This is a genomic window from Grimontia kaedaensis (genome assembly GCF_023746615.1).
GTDB classification, from domain to species: domain Bacteria; phylum Pseudomonadota; class Gammaproteobacteria; order Enterobacterales; family Vibrionaceae; genus Enterovibrio; species Enterovibrio kaedaensis.
This window is the reverse complement of record NZ_CP082275.1, coordinates 791,860-805,314: the sequence shown is the minus strand read 5'-3', so window position 1 is coordinate 805,314 and position 13,455 is coordinate 791,860. Positions and strand designations below refer to the sequence as shown.

Below are 13,455 nucleotides of genomic sequence, written 5' to 3'. Positions count from 1 at the left end.
CGTGTGATAGCCATCGAGCAACCACTAATACTATTCATTCAATTTCTTCTACCATACTGACAACCCATGTAAAAATAGTGTCAGCACTTATTTATCACCCAACGAGATTTCTTCATGCGGCCAACCATCGAACGTGTTCAAAAAGATGTCAGTCCAAGCTGGCATTTTGTCGATTATCAATGCACCACATCCAAGCTGGGGGTGCAGTGTGATTGGCACTATCACGATGAAATAGAGCTGGTGCTGTATTACGATCCCCATCATGTGGCCCCTGGAAAAATCATCATTGATGATTACGTCGGCGAGGCGGCACATGGCAATGCCTACGTAACCGGACCCGGTTTGCCGCACATGCTGACTCGCGTTGCTTCAACAGCCACGCCAGAACGCCCCAGCAGCTCTCATGTGCTCTGGCTTGATCAGTCTTGGATTCAATCCCTGGTAGCCACGGTACCGGCGTTGTCTGCCGTTAGTGACATGTTGGTACGCGCAAACAAGGGGCTGATGTTGTCCAAAGCAACGTTTGAGGCTTTGTACCCTTTGATGAATGGCGCGGCGCAGCTGAAACCCGCCGCACAGTTTGTGCGGGTGGTGGAAATCCTTATGCTGCTGTGTGAAGACAAATCAGCGCAAACACTGACCTCTCGCCCTTTCTGCTTTTATGTGGCGAAAGATACGCCGATCCTCGACAAACTGGAAAAAGCGCAGCAGTTTATCGCCGACAACTTCAATGAGCAAATATCTGTTCAAGATATATGCAACCACCTCCACATGAGCGAGAGCTCGGTATACCGGATGTTTGAAAAACACTTCGCGGACAGCTTTTCAGATCACCTGAAAAATTATCGACTTGGCAAAGCCTGCGAGATATTAGTACGCTCAAATATTCCCGTTTCGGTGGTTGCTGAGCGGGTGGGTTTTTCTAACCTGTCTAACTTCAACAGGCAGTTCAAGACAACCAAGGGCATGACACCGACCGACTTCAGAAAATTGTTTGGATAGCAAAAACGGGCTTTACGCCCGTTTTAGTGTTTAGGTACTCTGAATCGGTTAGATGTAATTGAACAAGGAAAGATCTTTGGTCTTAGCAAAAGCTTGTTGCGAAGCCTGCAATGCCAACATGTTTTCATTCATGTCGATCACCGCTGTCGAGTAATCCAAGTCTTCCATGGTGCCGAGAGAACGGTTGAGTACCAACTTGAAGTCTTTGTGCATGCTTTCTTGTCTATCCAAGGTCGTCAGACGGGTACCGACTTCAGAACGCGCCTTGTTCAGGTGCTTAAAGGCAGCAGAAAACTGCTCGGTCACCTGATGCAATTCAGCGGTTGCTGACGCATTGAAGATACTCTCATGTGACAGCTCGATTCCGTTCTTAAAAGCATCAAACACGTTAAACGTATCCTGACGCTCTAACACAATCTTGTCGCCATCCAGCATTTCACCCTCAAAACTCAGGCTCAGTGTTCCCCACTGCACGCCGTTTTGTGGATCGTAGACGCCTGCGCTTACCACGCTGCCATTTTGAGTCAGCTCATAAGTGGTTTGCCCAGCACCGTCCACACCAAAACTCACGGCATAGTCTGAGTTATCAGCATTGTTAGTGTTCGTTGCCTGTGCCAACAGCAGCAAGGAACCGCTGTTCAAGTCATATTCCGGCTGATAATCACCAAACGGGTTTTTGATTTCCATAAACACCTGATCGCCCGGATCGCTGGTTTGCACTTCAACCGCAGGTGCGACTTGCGCTGTACGATGATAGCTGTCGCCGGCGTAACGCACATTTAGCGCACTGTCGCGATAGAAAGGTTGCTTACTGGACTGGGTACCAGAGAAGAGGAAATTGCCCGATTCATCTTTTGCGTTGGCCAGATTCATGAAGTTGTCGAACAGACCTTTCAGATCCTGACGGTGAGCCGTGCGGTCATCATCAGACAGGGAACCGTTGATCATTTCCATCGTCTTGCGCTTTGCGCTGTCGACCAATTGCTCTGCATCATCCACCGCAATTTCCGCACGAGTTTGACGGTTACGGGCAAGCGTGATCGAATCAATGTACTGATCAAGCTGCTTGTCCTGCTGGCGGAAGTTCTGGATATAAATCGAAGCAACCGGATCTTCACCCGCTGTCAGCACACGTTTGCCTGTGGCAAGCTGATCTTGGTTATCCTGCAACTTCACCTGCTGGCGCATCAGGTCATTCGACACTGACTGGTAGTTGTGAAAACTGGCAATACGGCTAATCATCACTCAGATCCTTATCGGGTTGCATTCAGCAGGGTTTCAAACGTTTCGTTCGCAGCCGTCATGATTCGTGAAGACGCCATATAGGCTTGCTGGAACTTCATCATGTTGGCCGCTTCTTCATCGAGGTTAACCCCGGAGATTTCGGCCACGCGCCCTGCTGCTGCATCATGCTCAACTCGGCTGACATCCTCAAGGCGGGCGAAAGAGGCTTTCTGCACACCTAAATCCGTGTTCAGGCCTTCATAAACATCAATCAAGCTAGAACGGCCACCATCCATCAGCTTCTGGGTTTGCAGTTGCTGCATGCGGATAAGGTTTCCGTTCTCACCATCGGCAGGGAGCAGACTGACCGCAAAGATATCTTCAGCCGCTGCACCCTCAGTGAGTTCAAACGTGGTGCCATTCACGGTTACAGGAGATGCCGGTGGATACGCCTGCGGCGCAAGGAGAATATTGCCTTTCATATCCAGCACGGCGAATTGAGAGGCATCCGGCGAGATAGCGACCTGAAATTCTTGCTGCGCCCCTTGTTGAAGGACTTCCAGGCTGCCCTGGCCAGTAATAACCGATTTGGAGCTGACATAACTCTGTGCCGCAATTTTTGCCGGATCTTCCATGGTGACGGCAATTTGACCCGCACCTTGTCGCACTGGACGGAGAATAACTCGCTCACCAGCAGCCAAGCCGACGTCGACTTGAATACGCAAACCGTCATATTCAATGGATGGCGGCGAACCGGAAGGCGTCACCGCCACCATGTTCTTTTCAGGATCGACCAAGGTATATTGGCTGCCATCAAATTTCAGTTGGTAATCGCCGATTTTCAGTTGAGCCAAATCGTCAATGTAGACTTTCAGTTCAGCGGTGGAATCCGATGCTTTCACCACGCGATCGCGGGCGAAATCCTCACTGTTAAAATCCACATAAATGTTTTCACCCACCTGACCGCTGAGATCAAAACCTTGCGATTGAAGCTCGTTAATTGACATGGCAAAGCCTGCTGCCAAACGGCCTAATTCATCGCGCGCCTGTGCCAGCGTGTTGTCGCGATATTCAAACATCGCGCCCAACTTGCCGCGGATGTCATCATTGTCGATAGGTTTTAGCGTTTTACCTTCCACCAGCGCCAAACGGCGTTTCTGGTAGTCCGGTGTACCTGGCACAGTTTGCAGTTCGCTCGAGTGCAAACCGGACACCAGCGTATGACCGCTGCCAATAATGACGTTATAAAGGCCATCATCACGCTGGTTCACGCTTACCTGGGTAAACTCAGACAGTTCATTAATCAGTTTTTGATGACGATCGAGCAGATCGTTATCCACCGCCTGTGATTTCAAAATCGCTTTATGGATATCGACAATTTCCGCGCCGATGTCATTCATGCGCTGGAGTGTGGCATCAATTTCGACCGTGGTGTCCGCTTCCTGATTTTGCAGAACATTGTTGATGTCGTTCAGGCCAGCAGCAACAAGGCGGGATTTTTCCAGCACCACTTTACGGGCGCCCATATCACTCGGGCTGTCCGCCAGACCTTTCACTGCGCCATAGAACTCATTCATATTCTCAGGAATTTTCTTCGCGGAGTGGGACATCATGTCATCCAACATAGTGAGCTGGCCATTGCGGGTTTGAGCATGTGCCAGTGCAGATGTGGTGATGTTGTATTCATTAACCGCAAACTTGTCGTAGTTGCGGCGAACCGCAGCCGCGTGCACACCGTGGCCCCATTGGTTTGCCGACCAATAGGCGGAGTCATTGGCACGCTGCTCAACGGACTGACGGCTATAGCCATCAGTATTCACGTTCGAGATGTTGTGACCCGTTGTATTCAGCTGCCGCTGTGCTGTCAGAACGCCCTGTGAACCGAGCGTCAGCAGATCAAACCCCATTCTGCCCCCGTATGCGGAAACGCATAACCTACGAAATTGTCTATTGAAAAGAACAATTCAAGAATCATGCCATAGAGTTTAGGGTCTGAAATTCAATAAGATGGGTGATATTTTCAACGACTTGGCGTCGCTCTGTGCCGCTAATGGCAAGGGATTGCCGCCATGTTATCTACCGGGACGACCAGAAGATGATCGCTGAAACCGAAATCTTCCGGCTGTTTGGGTATATCAACTGTTAAGCCAGCTCCAAAGACCCAGCGAAAAGTTGGGCAAAAGATCGATGCCAAGGAATGACTTCAGCAAATAAAGCGAGGTGATGACAATAGAAAACAGTACAAAGCTACATACCAACAATGCAACAACCCGCCCTGCACTCGCCGCTCTTTGCTCCGCACGGGTCAGTTCACGACGGTTACGCCCAAACAGGAAAACCAGATAATAATTCCACCCAAAACCGCCAATGATAGGTCGGAAGTCAACTGCATGCTGAGCCTTGGCACGGGTACCAAACATGAGTTTTAGTTGAAGGAGTTGTGCATCGGTGAACGACTCCGCGATATCTTTCGGCGTTTTATCAAGAAAGGCGCGGATAAAGGGATCGCGGTGAATAGAACCCTGAGCATGCTTCGCCAGACTATGGGGAGCTGGCGTTGGTGCCTGTTCAGGAGAAGATGGTTGCTCTGCCATGGGTTTCTACCTTTCGCTGTGACAGAGCGGACAACAACTTACCGCTCTCGCGAGTTATTGCTCCATCATTCCTTTTACGCGGTTGAATACGCTGATCACTTTGTCTGAGTACTGAGGATCTGTCGCGTAACCAGCTTGGTGCAGACCTCGGATAAATTGCTCCGGTTCTGCTGTCTGTTGAAGCGCCGTTGAATAGCGAGGATTCCGGTTAAGGAAGCTCACATAATCGTTAAAACTGTCTTCATATGAAGGATAGGCACGAAATGAAGCCATTTCCTGCACTGGGATATCATCATGGAACTCCAGTGTCTGAGTCGCCACTTTATTGCCATCCCAGCGGGGATCCGCTTTGATGTTGAAAAGGTTGTGGCTGGAACCACGCGCATTGGCGATCACCTTCTTACCCCAACCTGTTTCCAGCGCGGCCTGTGCAATCAAAATCGCAGGATCTGTGCCCAATGTTCGCGCTGCCTTTTTCGCGTAAGGCGTCAGGCGGCTAACGAACTCATCCGGTGTTTCGAATGGCTTACTGCTTTCCACTTTTGGCGCTGCGTTTTGCTGTGCCAGCATATGTGGAGTTGGAATAACCGTGTCTTCAGAAAGCGGCTGCAGTGCTTGCTCTGCTGACTCCTCTTCCGTCGTATTTGGCGCGAGTGGTATGGTTGGTTGTAGGCGAATACGATCGCTCGCACTGTTATCACCTACGTCCATAGGCTCGCTGTTTTGCAGCCCTTTAAATTGCTGAACAATCAAGTCAGCCAGACCCAGGGAGCCCTCTCGTGAAAGTGCACTGGAAAGCTGCTCATCCGCCATTTGTTCGTAGAACTTAGAGGTACGGTTATCAATCAAATCTGACTCGAAGGCTTCGTTAGCACTTCGCATCGATTTGAACAGCATTTGAGTAAACAGTGCTTCGAACTGTTCAGCCGCCGCATACAATGCATCGTCTGACTGCTCACCATTCGCCGCCTTCTGGCGAAGAATATCCAAGCGGCTGAGGTCGTGAATAAATCCGGTATCTAATGGTGCTTTCATGGCTTAAATCACTATCAGTTGACCGTCAATGGCGCCCGCTTGCTTGAGCGCTTGCAAGATTGCCATTAAATCTGATGGTGCCGCACCAACGCCATTCACGGCGCGGACTAAATCATCCAGCGTGACACCTGGCTTGAAGTGGAACATTCGGCCATCTTCTTCCGTCACTTCCACACCGGAATCTGGCACTACCACGGTTTCGCCACCTGAAAACGCGCCCGGTTGGCTCACCTGAAGGTTTTCATTAATGGTGACCGTCATACCGCCGTGCGTAATAGCCGCAGGGCGAAGACGAACGTTTTGTCCAACGACAATGGTACCGGTTCGGCTGTTAACAATGATTTTTGCGGCTGCGTCTGCTGGCACAAACTCAAGGTTTTCTACCGTAGAAAGGAAAGCAACACGCTGGGATAAATCACGTGGCGCACGAACACGCACTGACGTGGAATCCATCGCTGATGCGGTATTTGGTCCAAGGAAACTGTTGATGGAGTCCGCCATGCGCTGCGCGGTGGTGAAATCAGACTCAAACAGATTGAAGGTAATGTGATCGCCACGGCCAAAAGGTGAAGGAACTTCCTGCTCGACTGTTGCGCCATTGGTAATACGGCCAACGGTTGGTGTATTACCAACAATCGAGGAGCCGTCAGCACCTTCTGCACTGAAGCCGCCAACAATCAGGTTACCCTGTGCCACTGCGTAGACTTTGCCGTCGAGACCTTTCATAAAGGTCTGCACTAATGTGCCGCCGCGTAAGCTCTTTGCAGAACCAATAGACGACACTGTGATGTCAATTTTCTGACCTTGTTTAGAAAACGCTGGCAGCTCAGCACTCACGGCAACAGCCGCCACGTTCTTGGTTTTAGGTTTAGTGCCTGGGGGCAATTGAATGCCGAAGTTCTTCAGCATGGCGTTAAAGCTTTGATCGGTAAACGGTGTACTCTCACCCGTTCCGGCAAGACCTACCACCAATCCGTATCCCACCAGTTGGTTGCTTCGTACGCCTGCAACTTCCGACACATCTTTAATGCGGGCAGCCTGCGCCACTGGGGCAATCAATACGGCAATCAAAAACAGCTTTAGCCAACTCTTCACGTCAATTCTCCGGCAACTTTGTTACGCGTTATAGAACGACATTAAAGAATCGTGCCAAGAATCCCTGATCTTGCGTATCTTGACGATCACCAGTCCCTGAGTACTGAATTCGTGCGTTGGAAATACGCGTGGACGCAATCGTGTTTTCTGAGGTGATATCGTCAGGACGTATGGTACCACTGAGGCGGATATATTCGTCGCCAGTGTTCAGTGTCAGCCATTTCTCACCACGGATCATCAGGTTACCGTTAGACATCACATCAATCACTTCTACAGAAATCGAACCGGAAATGCTGTTGCTCTGATCTGCACTGGTCGAACCGCTGGTTGAATTGTCATGAGCTGCTGCATAAGAAAGATTACGCTCGCCAATCGTGACTTCCTGACCACCGAACTCCAATGGATCCATGCTCAAATCACTGGATTTTGCCGCATCACTGCTGGCGCTCTTTTTCGCCTGCGTTTTCTCTTCCAGCATCACAGTCACAATGTCACCGATACCGCGTGGTTTTGTATCGTCGTAAAGATCTTGCGCGCTCACGGCACTGAACAATGAACCTGTCGCTGTAGCATAATGCTCAGGTTGACGCGTCGGATGAAGCGGCGTCCAGTTTGGGTCTCCCGCAACCGGGTCTTCGCGTTGGCGAAGCAAACCAATCAAACCTTCGTTGCCAGGATCAGTGGTACCCTCAACGGCATCAGTTTCCGTTGTTCCCTGCACCACTTCGCTCTGGTTTTCTGCGAGAAAAGCTTCAGGGCTCATCATTTCACAGCCGGATATTGTCGCCAGCATAAAACCTGTGATCAGTAACTTTTTCATCCGCGCTTTACTCCGTTATAGCTGCTGGTTGACGTAACTAAGCATCTGGTCGACAGACGAAATCACCTTGGAGTTCATTTCATAAACTCGCTGCGCTTCGATCATGTTTACCAGTTCTTCGGTTACGTTAACGTTGGAGGTTTCCAGCATTGATTGTCGAACGCTGCCAAGACCATCAAGACCCGGCACACCCTCTTGAGGGTCACCGCTTGCGCCAGTTGGCAGGTAAAGGTTCTGTCCGATTGGCTCAAGGCCACCCGGGTTAATGAAGTCTACCGTAGTAATCTGACCAATAACGGCGTTAGCTTGCTGTCCACGTAATCTCGCAGAGACTTCACCATCGGTACCAATAGTTACCTGAATAGCATCAGGCGGTACAACAATTTCCGGCTCGAGCGGATAGCCCGCACCAGAGGTCACAATCACACCTTCATCATTAAGAGTGAACTGGCCGTTACGCTGGTAACCGATGTTGCCGTCTGGCAGCAAAATCTGGAAGAAACCATCGCCTTCGATCATCAGGTCGAGAGCGTTGTTGGTGGTTTGGGCATTACCGTTGGTGTGAACGCGCTGCGTTGCCACCACTTTTGAACCGGCACCTAACATCAATCCGCTTGGCAGTTCGGTATTCTGCGAAGACTGACCGCCTGGCTGATTGATATTCTGGTAAAACAAATCTTCAAAAACCGCACGGGACTTTTTAAAGCCCACCGTTGAGGCGTTTGCCAAGTTATTCGAAATCGTCGAAATGTTGGTCTGTTGTGCGTCTAGGCCGGTTTTACTCACCCACAGTGCTGGATGCATACTGAATTCCTCTCAATTAACCCAAGCGCAGCAGAGAGTTAGATGCTTGATCCATTTCCTCTGCGGTCTTCATTAGTTTGACTTGCATTTCAAAGTGACGCTGAAGGTCAATCAATCCCGTCATCTCGCTGATTGGGTTGACGTTACTGCCTTCCAGCGCGCCGGTCAGTAGCGATACGCCCGCATCGGCTTCATATACAGTGCCGGGATTAATCGGCTTGAACACACCGTTTTTGTCTTTGAAAAGCTCTTCGTTATTCGGGCGGACAAGTTTGATACGGTCAACTTCTTCCATCGCTTCCGGTGGCGCACCCTGTGGTAACACTGACACCGTGCCATCAGTTCCAATTTCAATTTTCGAAACGGGCAAAGGAAGGAAAATAGGCGCACCGCGCTCACCTAGGATCAAATGACCATGACCATTTTGCAGCATGCCTGTTTGGTCGACTTTCAGGTTACCCACGCGGGTGTAACCTTCCTGGCCGGTGCCATCCAAAACCGCCAGCCATCCGTCACCTTTAATCGCGACGTCAAGTTCACGACCTGTGGTGATGGTTGAGCCTTGTGCAAAGCTATGCCCTGGGCGCTCTGTCATGTTGAACACACGGGTAGGCAAACCTTCACCGTATGCCTGCATGGCACGAGCTTGCTCTAAATCAGCGCGAAAGCCGGTAGTACTGGCGTTAGCCAGGTTGTTGGCACGCAACTGCAAAGCCTGCATATCTTGTTTGGCGCCACTCATGGCGAGAAATAGTGCGCGATCCATTAAGACGTTCTCCTGTCGCTTATACATTAAAGAAAGCAAGAAGAGTGCCAAAAATTTATTTTGTATTTTTACAATACTTTAGCGCAATAATTGAGCAAGTTAAGGAGAGAGATGAGAGTCGTTCTGGGAAAAGAATTGCCGCCCGGTAGCCGAGCGGCAAAAGAACACAAGTAGCGATTAACGAATCTGGAGAATCGTTTGTTGCATCTGGTTGCCTACTTCCAACGAACGGGAGTTAGCCTGGAAGTTTCGCTGTGCGGTGATCAAGTCTACCAGCTCTTGGGTCATGTCGATGTTTGACTGTTCGATAGTACCGCTTTTCACCTTGCCGAACGCGCCTTGCATCGCTTCACCCCAAATCGCTTCACCAGACTGTTGAGTCACTTTCCACTGGGTGTTACCCGCTTGGGAAAGACCCTGCTGGTTAGATACGCGAACCATTGCCACGCGACCTAATGCAACGTTTTCACCGTTACTGTAAGTCGCCATGATGGTACCTTTCGGATCAATGTCCACTTTAGCCAGGTAGCCCGTGGTTGCACCATCTTCAGTGAACTTACGCATTTCAAACGGTGATGCGTACTGCGTTGGCTCTTCGAAGTTGATAGTCAGCGCCTGCGCACCATCCGCACCGTTCATTTCAAGACCTGCACCGTTAGGGCCAAACTCTACGGTCTGAATTGGCGCGCCGTTGTTTACGGTATTAACAGAACCGTCACTGTTAAATTCAATCGAGTGACCTACTTGACCGGTGGCACTGGTAAATTCACCGGCAGTCAGACTCAGCGGCTTTTCACCGGTCGCGTCTGTTGCCGTGTAGTAAACGGCCCACTTGTTCGGTGTCACGTTATCTTTGACGTAATAAGTGGTCAGTTTGTATGGCTGGCCCAGTGAGTCAAAGATCGTGGCTGACGTCGATTTATTGTATGTGTCTGGGTCTTCAGGATTGAATAGCGCTGGATCTTTTTCTGCGCCACCTGCTGGCAGGTTCAAACCAATATCGACCTTTTCAGATGCACGTGGCTGACCAAACTGATCTGGCACGTTCAGCGCTTTCGGCTCAAAAGAACCTACTTGCAATGTTTCATTATCAACGTTGTAGCCCAGCAGGAACTGACCCTCTGAGTTAACAATGTTGTTGTTTTTATCAAGGTGGAAAGCACCGTTGCGGGTCAACACGTTGTCTTGCGTTGCAAGGTTGTCGTTAGCCACCGCGAAGTAACCGTTACCACTGATACGCAGATCCAGTGGGTTATTGGTGTAGATACTGGAACCTTCATGGAACTGCTGCGCAACAATCGAGGTTTGCACACCGCTACCTGTGGTGGTCTTCGCATTCGAGAAAATCGACGCTGAATACACATCACCAAACTCGGCACGCGACTCTTTAAAACCAAAAGTGTTGGCGTTCGCAATGTTGTTACTGGTGGTGCTCATGTCTTTTTGAGCGGCCGCCAGGCCACTCAGTGCGATATTTAAAGCCATTGCTGGAACTCCTCTGTCCTTTTAGCTTTTGCTCACGTTGCCAAGGCTGGATGATTTACCTACTTCAAGCACTTCGGTGAGTTTGACCGGAGATGCGTAACCGGCGATGTTCAACATCACGTTACCGTCGCCATTCCCCAATAGAACACTGTTGACGTTCGCGTAGGTGGAAAGCTCAAGATCCTGAGACTTACCATCAATGTTACCGCTTACGTTGACTTTGTAATTACCTTCCGGCAGTGAGTTGCCGGCATCGTCTTTGCCGTCCCACTCAACACGGTGATCCCCCGGAGACTTGGCACCCATGCTGAAGGTTCTCAGCAGCTCGCCACGCTCGTTCTGGATTCGGACAATCACATCGTTCAGGGCTTGTGGCAGTTTCACCATACCGGCAATGCCACCATCCGCTGATTTGAAGCCTTCGTTACCTGGAACCAATACATCCTGACCTACCAGAGAGGATGCCTGCAGCGCCTGACTGGATGTCATGGCCGCATTCAGGGACCCGAATTGGTCGTTCATTTTTCCGATGCCGTCGACGGTTGCGAATGATGCCATCTGTGCAATCATCTGCTCGTTATCAACAGGCTTGAACGGGTCCTGGTTTGCCAACTGCTTGGTCAGCAGTGACAAGAAATCTTCTTGCTTAAGGTCGGTCTGGCCAGTGACTTTCTCCCCAGTATCACCACGCTCAGCACGTTGCTTTTCTTGCAGCGCTTTGAGCTGGTCGATGTAGCTACCGCCACCTGCTCCGCCTGCGCCGTCAATAGGATTCATAGTGCCGTACTCCTACCTTATTTGCCCATTTGTAGTGTGCGCATCAGCATTTGTTTGCTTGCTTCTGCTACTTCTACGTTGGTTTGATAAGAACGGGATGCCGAAATCATGTTGGCCATCTCTTCCATCACGTTGACATTGGGCTTGTAAATATAGCCTTCCGCATTTGCCATTGGGTGTTCAGGGTTATATTCCGCACGCAGCGGCTTCTGACTTTCAACGATACCTGCAACACGAACCGGCACGCTGTCGCCTTGCTGGTATTTATTTAACTCTGCGGCGAACACAGGGTGACGTGCTTTGTACGTCTCTGCTGCTGAGCTGCTCACTGAGTTAGCGTTTGCCAGGTTACTGGATGTGGTGTTGAGTCGAACGGACTCTGCACTCATGGCAGAACCGGTCACATTGAACACATTAAAAAGACTCATCCATTATTCCCCTTTCAGTGCCTTGGACATGTTTTTGAACTTAGAGCCAAGGAAATCCAATGACGCTTGATACTCAAGGGCATTTTGCATGAACAGGTTACGTTCTACCTGTGCATCAACGGTATTGCCGTCGCCCGTATCAGGCTGGTTTGGAATGCGGTACATTTTCTGGCCGTTCACCTGAGAGGTGGCAGGGATATGCCGCTCGTTGGTACGACTCAGGCCAAAGTTTGCCCCAGAGGTTGCCGCTTGCAGCGCACGTTCGAAGTCAACATCCTGCGCTTTGTAGCCCGGCGTGTTGGCATTGGCCAAGTTGCTCGACAGGGTTTCTGCCCTTTGAGCACGCACACCCACAGTGTGTTGATGAACGCCCAGCGCTTTGTCGAATGATATCGCCATACGGCACCTCCAAAAATCTTATACCGGATATTTTGCAAGTAAGATGCCAACTTTTATTTCTCTCTCAATCTGTATAATGAAATGCTTTGAATCAATAAGTTATCGAGATGCTATGATTTTCAATCGGCAAACAACTTTCGGTAGACACAAAAAAAGCGGCAACTTCTGTGCCGCTTTTTAAGTAAGGGGTTTAAAGCCTACTTCAATTTATAAATGATGCCGGGATTACAGCGGATCATCTCAAATCTATCTGTCAAACCAGTCAGGGACTCTGACGCGCCCAACAGCAAATAGCCGCCAGGATTCAAACTGCCCGCCATTTGGTTCAACACTTTGGACTTCATGTCAGGCGAGAAATAAATCAACACGTTACGACAAAAAATAATGTCGAACTTACCGAGCATTCCGTAGCTTTCCATCAAGTTTTGCGGCTTGAAGGTCACCATGCGTTTTAGGGTATCTTTCACCTTCATACGTCCTTCACCAGCATCTTCAAAGAATTGGCGCTTACGCTCTGGCGACAATCCCCGGCTCAGTGCCAAGTTGTCGTAAATGCCAGTGCGGCAATTTTCGAGCATGGTAGAGGAAATATCTGTCGCCGTGATTGCAACGTTCCCAAGAACACCTGGCTTTTTCTGCTGCACTTCCTGAATGGTCATCGCGATGGAGTAAGGTTCCTGACCTGAAGAGCTCGCCGCTGACCAGATTTTAATTGGCCTTTTGCTCTCTGCCACTTCCGGTAGGAGACGATTGGCAAGCACGTCAAATGGATAGGAATCCCTGAACCACAAGGTTTCATTTGTGGTCATGGCATCAATGGCTGATACAGCCAGATCACGGTTACGGTTTGTGAGAACAAGCTGGAACAGCTCGGACATCGAAGCGAGTTTATAGCGCGTGAGAAGCGGACTGAGTCGGCTTCTCACGAGGTATTGCTTACTGTCGCCAAGAACAATGCCACATTTACTTTCGAGATATTTACAAAAATCACGATACTCTTGTTCTGTGATCGCTATATTCGTCATG

The 13,455-nt window shown here is 50.0% G+C and carries 14 protein-coding genes; 1 reads left to right on the top strand and 13 read right to left on the bottom strand.

The window, feature by feature from the left end; translation table 11 throughout:
- The first annotated feature begins 114 nt into the window (after positions 1-114).
- Entirely contained in the window at positions 115-1,002 is an 888-nt protein-coding gene (locus K6Q96_RS03935) for an AraC family transcriptional regulator (RefSeq protein ID WP_251877949.1), read from the top strand.
- 48 nt (positions 1,003-1,050) lie between these two features.
- Here K6Q96_RS03935 and flgL read toward each other — a convergent pair whose 3' ends face one another.
- The 13 genes from flgL to K6Q96_RS03870 all read right to left on the bottom strand — a co-directional run bounded on the left by flgL (position 1,051) and on the right by K6Q96_RS03870 (position 13,454).
- Positions 1,051-2,244 (bottom strand): flagellar hook-associated protein FlgL, encoded by a 1,194-nt coding sequence (gene flgL, locus K6Q96_RS03930; protein WP_251877947.1) that lies wholly within the window; start codon positions 2,242-2,244, stop codon positions 1,051-1,053.
- Positions 2,245-2,255: 11 nt separating this feature from the next.
- Positions 2,256-4,133, bottom strand: a complete 1,878-nt coding sequence (gene flgK, locus K6Q96_RS03925; RefSeq protein WP_251877945.1) for a flagellar hook-associated protein FlgK — start codon at positions 4,131-4,133, stop codon at positions 2,256-2,258.
- A gap of 228 nt (positions 4,134-4,361) precedes the next feature.
- On the bottom strand, positions 4,362-4,820 hold the full coding sequence (locus tag K6Q96_RS03920; RefSeq protein WP_251877943.1) for a hypothetical protein: 459 nt from the start codon (positions 4,818-4,820) through the stop codon (positions 4,362-4,364).
- Positions 4,821-4,874: 54 nt separating this feature from the next.
- Positions 4,875-5,855: a flagellar assembly peptidoglycan hydrolase FlgJ gene (flgJ, locus tag K6Q96_RS03915; protein ID WP_251877941.1), complete on the bottom strand. Its 981-nt coding sequence runs from the start codon at positions 5,853-5,855 to the stop codon at positions 4,875-4,877.
- A 3-nt stretch (positions 5,856-5,858) separates the two neighbouring features.
- On the bottom strand, positions 5,859-6,950 hold the full coding sequence (locus K6Q96_RS03910; RefSeq protein WP_062663010.1) for a flagellar basal body P-ring protein FlgI: 1,092 nt from the start codon (positions 6,948-6,950) through the stop codon (positions 5,859-5,861).
- Between the two features lie 28 nt (positions 6,951-6,978).
- Positions 6,979-7,770, bottom strand: a complete 792-nt coding sequence (flgH, locus tag K6Q96_RS03905) for a flagellar basal body L-ring protein FlgH (protein ID WP_251877939.1) — start codon at positions 7,768-7,770, stop codon at positions 6,979-6,981.
- A gap of 15 nt (positions 7,771-7,785) precedes the next feature.
- Positions 7,786-8,574, bottom strand: coding sequence for a flagellar basal-body rod protein FlgG (gene flgG / locus K6Q96_RS03900; protein ID WP_002537902.1), 789 nt, complete (start codon positions 8,572-8,574; stop codon positions 7,786-7,788).
- A 16-nt stretch (positions 8,575-8,590) separates the two neighbouring features.
- The gene (locus tag K6Q96_RS03895; protein WP_062663012.1) at positions 8,591-9,340 is read right to left on the bottom strand and encodes a flagellar basal body rod protein FlgF; all 750 of its coding nucleotides are present in this window, start codon (positions 9,338-9,340) and stop codon (positions 8,591-8,593) included.
- A gap of 177 nt (positions 9,341-9,517) precedes the next feature.
- A complete protein-coding gene (gene flgE, locus K6Q96_RS03890) occupies positions 9,518-10,825 on the bottom strand; it encodes a flagellar hook protein FlgE (RefSeq protein ID WP_251877937.1) in 1,308 nt (435 codons plus the stop codon).
- Positions 10,826-10,846: 21 nt separating this feature from the next.
- Positions 10,847-11,602, bottom strand: coding sequence for a flagellar hook assembly protein FlgD (gene flgD / locus K6Q96_RS03885; protein ID WP_251877935.1), 756 nt, complete (start codon positions 11,600-11,602; stop codon positions 10,847-10,849).
- A gap of 17 nt (positions 11,603-11,619) precedes the next feature.
- Positions 11,620-12,030, bottom strand: coding sequence for a flagellar basal body rod protein FlgC (flgC, locus tag K6Q96_RS03880; RefSeq protein ID WP_002537908.1), 411 nt, complete (start codon positions 12,028-12,030; stop codon positions 11,620-11,622).
- Between the two features lie 3 nt (positions 12,031-12,033).
- Positions 12,034-12,429, bottom strand: a complete 396-nt coding sequence (flgB, locus tag K6Q96_RS03875; RefSeq protein ID WP_002537909.1) for a flagellar basal body rod protein FlgB — start codon at positions 12,427-12,429, stop codon at positions 12,034-12,036.
- A 197-nt stretch (positions 12,430-12,626) separates the two neighbouring features.
- The gene (locus K6Q96_RS03870; RefSeq protein ID WP_251877934.1) at positions 12,627-13,454 is read right to left on the bottom strand and encodes a CheR family methyltransferase; all 828 of its coding nucleotides are present in this window, start codon (positions 13,452-13,454) and stop codon (positions 12,627-12,629) included.
- Position 13,455: the final 1 nt, after the last annotated feature.

What these genes read in the sequence shown, in the direction of transcription:
- K6Q96_RS03870 (WP_251877934.1), bottom strand. Translation starts at nt 13,454, where the DNA reads ATGACGAATATAGCGATCACAGAACAAGAGTATCGTGATTTTTGTAAA.
- K6Q96_RS03895 (WP_062663012.1), bottom strand. Translation starts at nt 9,340, where the DNA reads ATGGATCGCGCACTATTTCTCGCCATGAGTGGCGCCAAACAAGATATG.
- flgK (WP_251877945.1), bottom strand. Translation starts at nt 4,133, where the DNA reads ATGGGGTTTGATCTGCTGACGCTCGGTTCACAGGGCGTTCTGACAGCA.
- flgL (WP_251877947.1), bottom strand. Translation starts at nt 2,244, where the DNA reads ATGATTAGCCGTATTGCCAGTTTTCACAACTACCAGTCAGTGTCGAAT.
- flgC (WP_002537908.1), bottom strand. Translation starts at nt 12,030, where the DNA reads ATGAGTCTTTTTAATGTGTTCAATGTGACCGGTTCTGCCATGAGTGCA.
- flgB (WP_002537909.1), bottom strand. Translation starts at nt 12,429, where the DNA reads ATGGCGATATCATTCGACAAAGCGCTGGGCGTTCATCAACACACTGTG.
- K6Q96_RS03920 (WP_251877943.1), bottom strand. Translation starts at nt 4,820, where the DNA reads ATGGCAGAGCAACCATCTTCTCCTGAACAGGCACCAACGCCAGCTCCC.
- flgH (WP_251877939.1), bottom strand. Translation starts at nt 7,770, where the DNA reads ATGAAAAAGTTACTGATCACAGGTTTTATGCTGGCGACAATATCCGGC.
- flgG (WP_002537902.1), bottom strand. Translation starts at nt 8,574, where the DNA reads ATGCATCCAGCACTGTGGGTGAGTAAAACCGGCCTAGACGCACAACAG.
- flgJ (WP_251877941.1), bottom strand. Translation starts at nt 5,855, where the DNA reads ATGAAAGCACCATTAGATACCGGATTTATTCACGACCTCAGCCGCTTG.
- flgE (WP_251877937.1), bottom strand. Translation starts at nt 10,825, where the DNA reads ATGGCTTTAAATATCGCACTGAGTGGCCTGGCGGCCGCTCAAAAAGAC.
- flgD (WP_251877935.1), bottom strand. Translation starts at nt 11,602, where the DNA reads ATGAATCCTATTGACGGCGCAGGCGGAGCAGGTGGCGGTAGCTACATC.
- K6Q96_RS03935 (WP_251877949.1), top strand. Translation starts at nt 115, where the DNA reads ATGCGGCCAACCATCGAACGTGTTCAAAAAGATGTCAGTCCAAGCTGG.